Source organism: Cupriavidus sp. HPC(L) (genome assembly GCF_000307735.3).
Taxonomy (GTDB): Bacteria; Pseudomonadota; Gammaproteobacteria; order Burkholderiales; family Burkholderiaceae; genus Cupriavidus.
Genome location: NZ_AMPR02000094.1, coordinates 1 through 9,582 on the forward strand (window position 1 = coordinate 1; position 9,582 = coordinate 9,582).

The 9,582-nt window shown below is 68.5% G+C and carries 9 protein-coding genes; 4 read left to right on the forward strand and 5 right to left on the reverse strand.

All coding sequences use genetic code 11. From position 1 onward, the window contains the following. Positions 1-41: 41 nt before the first annotated feature. Positions 42-1,787 (forward strand): cobalt chelatase, encoded by a 1,746-nt coding sequence (locus tag B551_RS07175; RefSeq protein WP_043437938.1) that lies wholly within the window; start codon positions 42-44, stop codon positions 1,785-1,787. Positions 1,788-1,806: 19 nt separating this feature from the next. Here B551_RS07175 and B551_RS07180 read toward each other — a convergent pair whose 3' ends face one another. From B551_RS07180 to pta, 4 genes are all read right to left on the reverse strand, one after another. Beyond that, positions 1,807-3,102 carry a HipA domain-containing protein gene (locus B551_RS07180; RefSeq protein WP_006576506.1) on the reverse strand — a complete coding sequence of 432 codons (1,296 nt, stop codon included), beginning with the start codon at positions 3,100-3,102 and terminating at the stop codon, positions 1,807-1,809. Next, the gene (locus B551_RS25330) at positions 3,099-3,344 is read right to left on the reverse strand and encodes a helix-turn-helix domain-containing protein (protein WP_006576507.1); all 246 of its coding nucleotides are present in this window, start codon (positions 3,342-3,344) and stop codon (positions 3,099-3,101) included. Before B551_RS25330 ends, B551_RS07180 begins: the two co-directional genes overlap by 4 nt. 214 nt (positions 3,345-3,558) lie before the next feature. Beyond that, positions 3,559-4,332, reverse strand: coding sequence for a sulfite exporter TauE/SafE family protein (locus B551_RS07185; protein ID WP_023263771.1), 774 nt, complete (start codon positions 4,330-4,332; stop codon positions 3,559-3,561). Beyond that, positions 4,329-5,426 (reverse strand): phosphate acetyltransferase, encoded by a 1,098-nt coding sequence (pta, locus tag B551_RS07190; RefSeq protein ID WP_023263772.1) that lies wholly within the window; start codon positions 5,424-5,426, stop codon positions 4,329-4,331. Before pta ends, B551_RS07185 begins: the two co-directional genes overlap by 4 nt. A gap of 496 nt (positions 5,427-5,922) precedes the next feature. Here pta and tauA point away from each other — a divergent pair, with 496 nt between their 5' ends. The 3 genes from tauA (at position 5,923) to B551_RS07205 (ending at position 8,714) form a co-directional block, all read left to right on the forward strand. Beyond that, a complete protein-coding gene (gene tauA / locus B551_RS07195; RefSeq protein WP_006576510.1) occupies positions 5,923-6,933 on the forward strand; it encodes a taurine ABC transporter substrate-binding protein in 1,011 nt (336 codons plus the stop codon). Between the two features lie 55 nt (positions 6,934-6,988). Continuing rightward, positions 6,989-7,771 (forward strand): taurine ABC transporter ATP-binding protein, encoded by a 783-nt coding sequence (locus B551_RS07200; RefSeq protein ID WP_006576511.1) that lies wholly within the window; start codon positions 6,989-6,991, stop codon positions 7,769-7,771. A 70-nt stretch (positions 7,772-7,841) separates the two neighbouring features. Next, a complete protein-coding gene (locus B551_RS07205) occupies positions 7,842-8,714 on the forward strand; it encodes an ABC transporter permease (RefSeq protein ID WP_043437944.1) in 873 nt (290 codons plus the stop codon). Positions 8,715-8,794: 80 nt separating this feature from the next. Here B551_RS07205 and B551_RS07210 read toward each other — a convergent pair whose 3' ends face one another. Beyond that, positions 8,795-9,580 (reverse strand): IclR family transcriptional regulator, encoded by a 786-nt coding sequence (locus B551_RS07210; protein ID WP_083492543.1) that lies wholly within the window; start codon positions 9,578-9,580, stop codon positions 8,795-8,797. Positions 9,581-9,582 lie beyond the last annotated feature (2 nt).

A 9,582-nucleotide genomic window follows, 5' to 3' on the forward strand; every position in this document is an offset into this window, starting at 1 on the left:
CCCCGCGGCCGCGGACCCCGCCGCGGCCGCGATCGCGGAGCCTGCGCAGCCACCGCCGCCGGCAACGGTGGCTGCGCAGGCGCGAGGCGTTGTGCGCGGCTGCGCTGCGCGCGCTGGCGGGGGACGCTGCCTTGCATTACCGCGCAGGAAGGCCATGGCGCGGCCAACGGCCGCTGCCGCTGCACGCGCCGCACCTGCTGACCGATGTGGGCCGTGACGCCTTCGCGGACTTGCGCGGTGGCGTCGACGGCGTTGCACTGCGCCTGCGCCATGGCGATGCGGACCTGCATCGCGCGCTGCGTCCCGCCGATCCCGTCGCGCGGCTGCTGTTTGAACTGTTCGAGCAGTTGCGCTGCGAGACCCATCTGCCCGCCGGCATGCCGGGCGTGGCCGCCAACCTTCACGCCCGCTTCGAACGATGGTCGCTGGCGTTCCACCGCTCGGGCCTGACCGAAGGGCGTTTCGGCATCCTGGTCTACACGGTGGCGCAGGTGGCCTGGTCGCGCCTGTCGGGGCGCCCGGTGGTCGAGGAAACCGAGGACCTGATCGAGGCCACGCGCGCCGCCATCGTGCCGGCGCTGGGCACCGCGCTGGCCGGCATGCGCCGCACGCGCGCCGACCAGCGCGCCTTTGCCGAACATGCGCTGGCCGCGGCGGAGATGGTGGCCCGGATGCTGCGCGACGATGCCCGTCGCGCAGGCCTGGCCGGCGACGATGGGCGTGAAGCGCACGAATCCGTGCGCGACGGCTTCTCGCTGCTGCTCGACTTCGAGGACGAGGCGCTGTTGCAGGAAGCAGGCGGCGCCGGCACCGGCGATGCTCGTGCCCGCGCCAACGAGGCCCGTGCGCCGGCCTACGCTGCCTTTACCACCCGCTACGACCGCGAGCTGCGCGCCGCCACGCTGGCGCGGCAGGCTTCGCTGCAGGCATGGCGCGAACGCTTGGACCGGCGCATCGTCGGCGGCGGCATCAATCCGGTCCGCATCGCGCGCACGCTGTCGTCGGCGTTCGCGATACCGGCCGCCGATGGATGGTCGTCCGGCGAAGAGGAGGGCCGGCTCGACCGCAGCCGGCTCGCGCAGCTGGCCTGCGCCGGCGGCCAGCCGCGCATCTTCCGCCAGCCGCGATTGCAGCCGCGCACCGACGCGGTGCTGGCGTTCCTGATCGATTGCTCGGGCTCGATGAAGGCGCATGTCGACCAGATCGCCTTGCTGGTCGATGTGATGACACGCGCGGCCGATGCCGCGGGCCTCGCCACCGAGGTGCTCGGCTTCACCACCGGCGCCTGGAACGGCGGCCGCGTGGCGCGCGACTGGCAGGCGGCGGGCCGCCCGCCGTCACCGGGCCGCCTCAACGAGGTCTGCCATCTGGTGTTCAAGGATGCCGATACCAGCTGGCGCCGCGCACGCACCGGCATCGCCGCGCTGTTCAAGGCCGATCTGTTCCGCGAAGGCATCGACGGCGAAGCGGTCGACTGGGCCTGCGCCCGCCTGCTGTCACGCCCGCAGGCACGCCGTCTGCTGGTGGTGGTATCCGACGGCAGCCCGATGGACCGCGCCACCGCGCAGGCCAACGGCGAACGGCTGCTGGACGATCATCTGAAGGACGTGGTGGCGCGCCACGAGGCGCAGGGGCGCATCGAGGTGATGGCACTGGGCGTCGATCTGGACTTGAGCCCTTACTACCGGCAACACTACCCGCTCGATACGACGCGGCCGCTGGACACGGCGGCCATCGATGCGATCGCGCGCTGGGTGGGAAGCGGGGGACGTGCGGCGCAAATGTAGCGTCGCACCGCGGCGCGGGCTAGCGTTGCAGTTGCTTCGACATCTGGGCGAGCGGCATGGCCAGGATGGAGTTCAAGATTCTCCTTTCGCCAGCATCGGGCTGAGCCTGCGCCACGACTTGCTCGTACACATCCCGCTTGGCGTGTTCCAGCGTTGCCAGCAGCGCGTCGAGCTCGGCCGCCGCTGCGCTTGCCGCCAGGCCCAATTCCACGCCGGCCTGCATCACGTCGTCACGGCGTATGTCACGGAAATGGCGAGCGTTGCCGATGGGCATGGTCAGCTCGGAGTCCGGCCAGAACGGGTCATGGTTCCGGTAGGTGACGGTGTCATAGACCACGGTGCTGACCAGGTCGTAGAAGGGCGCGAGCGTATAACCCCTGGGCTCGCAGAAGAAGGACAGGTTCTTCATGTGCGCGTCGCCATTGCCGATCAGCACATTGAACGCAATCCACCGAAACAGCGCCAGCCGCGATGCGGTGCGTGGCAAGGTCAGCGCGATCAGTTGTTTCAGGGTCTGCGTCGAGCTTTGCGCGTACTTGAGGACGCGGCTCTTTCCCCGTATTTGCATGCCGTCGATGACGTGACGTCGCCAGATCCGGCCATCGCCGCTGCGGCGGTCGAATCGTGCCACGGCAAAGACGGGCGCTGGCACACGAAGAAAGGAAGTCGCAGGAACCGGCAGGCCTGAACGGGCGGCGAGCCGCATACAGTAGAACTCGTTGATGGCGGTGTGGCGCCACGTTTCCGACCGCGAATCCGGCTTCAGGATATGCGTGGACGGTTCCGCGCCGGCCGGCTCCCAGATGGACCAGTGTCCAGGCCCACCCTCGAGGATGGCGGCGAGCTTGTGCTGCGCCCCCGCCACCGACATGTGTTTGGGGGCGTTCGCATCGAGCGGCCGACGGGGCAGGTCGAGGATTCGCGCGTTCAACGTTTCCAGGGGAAGAGGCACGCGCCCGGGCGCTGGCTCTTGCGCGCCGGGCCGCAATAGCGTGATGGCCCCGGCGGACTCGGCTCCGTAGTAGGCGAGCATCGACCATGCATCGTCGATGTCCAGCTTTGCCGATGTCCCTAGCAGGGTGCGTTGCTCTTCTTCGGGGAGAAGGTTGTCGAAGAACCATTGCACCGGGCGGGCTGTGCTGGTGTCCGTTTGGCGGCCCGGCTGCAACGGCAAGTCGGGACACAAGGCGAACCGGTCCGGACGTTCGAGCCAGAGCGGGTCGTATTCGAAGCTCCAGACGCCGTTGTCCTCGACGAGCGTGCCGATGCCGATGCCATTGGCGCTGGCCATCAACGTACGCGTGTCGCCGTTCATTTGCGCACCCGCCGTTTCGTGATTGCCTCCGGGTTCTTCAGCCACGGTTCGACATCGAAGGCTTCGGCGGACAGCAACACGCCCAACTCGCGCAGCAGGTGCAAGACCTTGCCCAATTGCGCTGTCGATTTTCCCCCTTCGACGTCGGAGATGAAGGTGGGCGACAGGCCCGTACCCCGCGCGACTTCATCGCGGGTCAGCCGTTGAGACAGACGCGCGGCGCGGACGAGCTGCCCGAGCATTTCAGGGTCGGAGATTGGGACGTGCATGGCGCCATACCGTAGTCGATCGGCGTCATTATAGACCAAAGCGCGCGTCGCGGACCATTAACGTATGCGGTCGGCTACGTTATGGTCGCGCCTGGTTCGCAGATAAGAGGTACGATCGGCTACGTTACCCGGGCTCTGGTGACGAAATGCCAACAAAGAACACCGGCGGCTACGTTATGCGATGGCCTTATGCCGAAGACGTAGCGAACCACTGCCACAGCGGCCCCGCCATCAGATACGCACCCAGCACCACCAGCACCCCGAACGCCACCCGGCGCGTCGCCTCGGCCGACAGCGGCGGCGGGAAGCGCCGTGCCGCGATCGTGCTCAGCGCGACCACCGGGAAGGCCAGCGCGGCCTGCAGCCAGACGTCGCTGGCCAGTTCGCCTTGCCAGGCGCTGTAGGCGGTGCGGACGGCCGAAGTGGTGGTGAAGACCAGGATCAGCGCGCAGCGGATCTGCACCATGTTCAGCGGCTGGCGATAGAACTGGAAGATCAGCGGCGGCCCGGAGACGCCGAACAGGCCGCTGAGCAGGCCGCCGCAGACGCCGCTGACGAAGAAGCTGCCGTCGCCGGAGCGGCTGGCCAACGCCGCCGGGCGCAAGGCCGCGCCGATGCCGCCGTACAGCACCACGGCGCCGAGCATCAGCTGCAGCACGCCGGCGGCGGTGCCGCTCAGGTAGTGCAGCAGCACGACCCCGGCCACCACCGACGGCAGGATGCCGAGCGTGGCCGCCCGCACCGCGCGCCAGTCGATATGGTGCAGCTTGCCGGGCAGCGCCAGCGCGCCGTTGGCGAGCGTCAGCAGGCTCACCAGCGCGGCCAGCGTGGCGACCGGTGCCAGATGCAGGCCACTGGCCGCGCCCATCACGATCAGACCCATGCCGAACCCGGTCACGGTCTGGAAGTAGCTGCCGAGGCCGAGCAGGGCCAGGACCGGCAGCAAGGTTTCGACATTCATCGGGACTGCGTGGCTCCCGATGGTGTGGTGTCGGAAGGCAGGCCTTCGAGCAGGCCCGGCAGCGCCATCTGCGCGCTGGCATCGCCCGCTTCGAGGTCGGCGGCCTGCGCCTGCACCACGGTGACCGCGATCACGTGAAAGATGTCGTCCGCGCTGCAGCCGCGCGACAGATCGTTGGCCGGGCGTCGCAGTCCTTGCAGCATCGGCCCGATCGCCACCGCTCCGCCCAGGCGCTCGGCGAGCTTGTAGCCGATATTGCCGGCCTCCAGGCTTGGGAACACCAGCACGTTGGCATGGCCGTGGACCTGCGACGCGGGCAGCTTGCGCTCCGCGATCTCCGCGACGATGGCGGCGTCGAGCTGCACGTCTCCGTCGATCGCCAGGCCAGGCCGCAGCGCGCGCACGCGCTGCGTCGCCGCGGCGACCTTGTCGACGGCGGCGTGGTGCGCGCTGCCATTGGTCGAGAACGACAGCATCGCCACGCGCGGCGTCTCCATCAGCAGGCTCTGCGCGCTGTCGGCGGCGGCCATCGCGATCTCGGACAGCGCCTCGGCGTCCGGGTCGATCACCAGGCCGCAGTCGGAGAAGATAAGCCCGCCCTTGAGCGAGTGGAAGGGCTCGCAGAACATCATCAGGAAGAAGCTCGATACCAGCCGGAAGGACGGGGCGATGCCGATGATCTGGATCGCGTGGCGTACCACGTCCGCAGTGGTATGGACGGCGCCCGCCACCGAACCGTCGGCGTCGCCGGCGCGCACCATCAGATTGGCAAAGCACAGCGGCGCCAGCACGTCGCGCTGTGCCTGCTCGGGCGTCATGCCCTTGGACTGTCGCAGCGCGAGCCATTGCTGCGCGTAACGTTCCCGCTGCGCCGCCATGGCGGGATCGACCACTTCCATGCCGTCCAGCGCGATGCCGTGCCGCGTCGCCGCATCGGCGATGCGGGCGGCATCGCCGACCAGCACGATGCGGGCGATGCCATGCTGCACGGCGCGCTGCGCGCCCTGCAGCACGCGCGGATCCTCCGCCTCGCACAGCACGACGCGCCGGGGGGACGAGCGCGCGCGCTCGATGATGCGGTGGATCGCTTTCATGGCGGATACGGTGAATAAAAAGCGGGATGAAATGTACCGAAAACGGGATTTGACCGAAGCATAGGCCCGCTGGCCCTCTCGGTCAACAAAAATCTCGAAAAACGGCACGTTATGCGCACTAAAACGGGACGTAAAGGACCGTCATGGTGCGATGGAAGGGCGCGCGCGGCTGGCAGCAGAGCCGAATACGGTGCCGTTCGGCGGCCGGTCGGCGCTTGGACCCACGATTGCCGCCCAGTGGCACTATGGCGCGCGCCACCCGCTGCCTACGATAGCGCTACCCAACGTGCAAGGCGTTGGCCGCCGATTGCCGCCACGATGCGGCGACGGCCGATCAAAGGACGCGACAGCCGTCCACTGCAAGGAGACATTGGCATGCGACCTGCTTCCAGTCTTCCCCTCCTCGAGTAGGCACCTCGCCGGTGCCTGGATTCTCCGTGCCGCTCCCTGGCTCCCTGCCGCGGCACGCAACCTGTCTTTCTTGAGGAATACGACGATGCGTTGGATCGAGCGTTGGATCAAGCAGTTCGCAACAGGCGCAGTGCTGGCCGCCGCCGTGCAGACGGGCGCGCTGGCACAGAGCAAGGAGGTGGTGATCGCCTACCAGGACATGGTGGTGCCATGGCGCCATGTGCAGGACGCCAAGGAGATCGAGAAGCAGACCGGCTACAAGGTGTCGTTCCGCCAGTTTTCCGGCGGCGGCGACGTGATTCGCGCGATGGCGTCGGGACAGATCGCGATCGGCGAGGCCGGCACCTCGCCGATTGCCTCGGCACTGTCCCAGGGGCTGGACGTCGAGCTGTTCTGGATTCTCGACGACATCAACGCCGCCGAGGCGATGGTCGCGCGCAACGGGACGCGCATCGACAGCGTCGCCGATCTGAAGGGCAAGCGCGTCGGCGTGCCGTTCGTCTCGACCACGCACTATCACACGCTGGTCGCGCTGGAGCAGGCCAAGGTCGATCCGAAGCAGGTCCGCATCATGAACATGCGGCCGCCGGAAGTCGCCGCCGCCTGGCAGCGTGGCGACATCGATGCGACCTTCATCTGGGACCCGGTGCTGGCGCGCATCAAGCCGACCGGCAAGGTGCTGCTGACCTCGGGGCAGATCGCGCAGTCGACCGGCAAGGCCACCTTCGACGGCATGATCGTCAGCAAGAAGTTCGCGCGGGAGAACCCGGACTTCATGGTCAAGTTCGTCAGGATGCTGGCCGCCGCGGATGACAGCTACCGCAAGAACAAGGCCGCTTGGACCGCCGATTCGCCGATGGTCAAGACCGTCGCGAAAGTGTCGGGCGCCAAGCCCGAGGACGTGCCGGGCAGCATGTCGCTGTACGCGTTCCCGACGCTGGAGGAGCAGGCTTCGGCGCGCTGGCTCGGCGGCGGCGCGGCCAAGGCCCTGCAGTCCGCGGCGCAGTTCCTGAAGGAGCAGGGCACGATCCAGACCGTGCTGCCGGACTACTCCGCCGGCGTCAATGCCGAGTGGGTCAAGCGGGCGATGCGTTGAGCCGCGCCTGTCCAGTTCTTTCAGCGATTCGCCAACGACCCCACAGGGAACCGAGATGGCCAAACTCGAAATCGACAACCTCAGCGTCAACTATGGCGGCGCGGGCGGTGCGCAGACGCTCGCGCTGTCGCAGGTCAACCTGACCATGGAACGCGGCGACTTCGTCGTCGCGCTGGGCGCCTCCGGCTGCGGCAAGACCACGCTGCTGTCCTGCATCGCCGGCTTCATGCAACCGTCCGAAGGCGAGATCCGGCTCGACGGCCGCGCCGTCAACGGGCCCGGCGCCGAACGCGGCGTCGTGTTCCAGAAGCATGCGTTGATGCCGTGGCTCAACGTCGCAGACAACGTCGCGCTGGGTTTGCGCATGCGCGGCGCCGGCCGTGCCGAGCGGCTGCGCATCGCGCGCGACAAGCTGGCGCTGGTCGGGCTGGAGCATGTCGCGGACAAGCCCGTCTACCAGTTGTCGGGCGGCATGCAGCAGCGCGTCGGCATCGCCCGCGCGCTGGCCAACGATCCGGCGGTGATGCTGATGGACGAACCGCTGGGCGCGCTCGACGCGTTGACGCGCGAATCGATCCAGGCGCTGATCCTGCAACTGTGGGCGCGCGAGCAGAAGATCGTTTTCTTCATCACGCACAGCGTCGAGGAGGCGCTGTTCCTGGCCACACGGCTGATCGTGATGACGCCGTCGCCGGGCCGCATCGCCCACACCTACGAGCTGCCGTATGCGCGCCGCTATATCGAATGCGGCGATGCGCGCGCCGTCAAATCCGATCCGGATTTCATTCGCCACCGCGAGGAAATCGTCGACCTGATCCATGCCACGCCACAAGGATAAGCCGATGCCTGCCACCGTTCAGAGCCTGCCGGGCGCGACGCGCGCGCCGGGCGCCCTCGTTGCCAACGAGATGTCTTCCACCACGAGCGCCACCATCGCATCGCCCGCATCGCCCGCCTCGCCGGCATCGCCAACGCGCAAGGTCCGCACGGTCTCCGGTTACCGGATGCCGGGCGAGGGCTCCAGCTCGCGCATTTCCGCGGTCACCGTGGTGTCGCTGCTGGTGCTGTGGTGGGTCGCCAGCCATTTCGGCTGGCTGCCGCCGCTGTTCCTGCCGACGCCGGAGTCGATCGGCAAGGCCTTTGTCGATGCGTGGAACGGCAATGTGCAGGGCGGCCTGCCGCTGCTCGACCATTTCTGGGCCAGCATGGTGCGCGTGTTCGGTGCCTTCGCGCTGGCGGCCGTCACCGCGGTGCCGGTCGGCGTGCTGATGGGCGTGTCGCGCATCGCGCGCGGCGTCTTCGATCCGCCGATCGAGTTCTACCGGCCGCTGCCGCCGCTGGCCTATCTGCCGCTGATCGTGATCTGGTTCGGCATCGACGAGACCTCGAAGATCCTGCTGATCTTCCTCGCCTGCTTCGCGCCGATGGCGATGTCAGCGCGCGCCGGCGTGCGTTCGGTGACGATCGAGCAGATCAACGCGGCCTATTCGATGGGCGCCACGCCGTGGCAGGTGATCCGCCATGTGGTGCTGCCCGCCGCGCTGCCCGACATTCTGACCGGCATGCGCATCGCGATCGGCTTCGGCTGGACCACGCTGGTCGCGGCCGAGATGGTGGCCGCCACCGCCGGCCTGGGCCAGATGGTGCTCAACGCCTCGAACTTCCTGCGTACCGACGTGGTGGTGATGGGCATCGTGCTGATCGGGCTGATCGCCTATGGCTTTGATCTGCTGATGCGCGCCGTGGAGAAGTGGCTGGTGCCGTGGAAGGGAAGGGCTTGAAGGGCTGATGCGCGATGCGGCTGGACTACTTCCCTCTCCCGCCTGCGGGAGAGGGGCCACTACCGCCGGGCGCTCAGGTCTTAGAACGTCGACGCCAGATCCGCCGCCGCCTGCTGCAGCCGCGGCACGAATTCCAGCGAACGCGACAGCGGCGAGCGCACCGTCGGCGCATGGACCGCGAGGGCGGCCACCACCTGCCCGCGCTCGTCGCGCACCGGCACCGCCACGCAGCTGATGCCGGCGACGAACTCCTCGTTGTCGACGCCGATCTGCTTGTGCGCGCAGCGGTCCAGCTCGGCCTCGAGCAGTTCGACGTCGGTGATGGTGTTCTGCGTGAAGCGTTCCAGCGGCAGCTGCCGCACCAGCGCGCGGCGCTGTTCGCGCGGCAGCAGCCCGAGCAGCAGCTTGCCGCTGGCCGAGCAGTGCAGCGGCACATGAGAACCGGGCTTCAGGTCCAGCCGCAACGGCCAGGGCGCCTCCATGCGGTCCAGATAGAGCACCGCGCTCTCGTGGAGCATGGTCAGGTTGACGGTCTCGCCGATATCCTCGACCAGCCGCGACAGGATCGCGTGGCGCAGCTGGCGGGTGCCGGAATGCGTGACGATGGCCACGCCCAGCCGGGCCAGCCGCGGGCCGACCGCATAGGCGTTGCGCGCGCCCGGTTCGCGGATCACCAGCCCGCCGGACTCGAGCGCGCCCAGCATCCGGTGCAGCGAGGCCTTCGGCGCCTCGAAGCCCTGCATGATCTCCGCCAGCGTCAGCGGCCGGTCCGCGGCGACCAGGAATTCGAGCAGCGCGAAGGCGCGCAGCGTGGGCGTGTCGCCGCGGTCGTTGGCCGCTTCGCTGGGCGGCGGCGAGGGCGGCACCG

Coding starts and splice junctions, on each gene's coding strand:
- B551_RS07180 (WP_006576506.1), bottom strand. CDS start 3,102: ATGAACGGCGACACGCGTACGTTGATGGCCAGCGCCAATGGCATCGGC.
- B551_RS25330 (WP_006576507.1), bottom strand. CDS start 3,344: ATGCTCGGGCAGCTCGTCCGCGCCGCGCGTCTGTCTCAACGGCTGACC.
- B551_RS07185 (WP_023263771.1), bottom strand. CDS start 4,332: ATGAATGTCGAAACCTTGCTGCCGGTCCTGGCCCTGCTCGGCCTCGGC.
- pta (WP_023263772.1), bottom strand. CDS start 5,426: ATGAAAGCGATCCACCGCATCATCGAGCGCGCGCGCTCGTCCCCCCGG.
- tauA (WP_006576510.1), top strand. CDS start 5,923: ATGCGTTGGATCGAGCGTTGGATCAAGCAGTTCGCAACAGGCGCAGTG.
- B551_RS07200 (WP_006576511.1), top strand. CDS start 6,989: ATGGCCAAACTCGAAATCGACAACCTCAGCGTCAACTATGGCGGCGCG.
- B551_RS07205 (WP_043437944.1), top strand. CDS start 7,842: ATGTCTTCCACCACGAGCGCCACCATCGCATCGCCCGCATCGCCCGCC.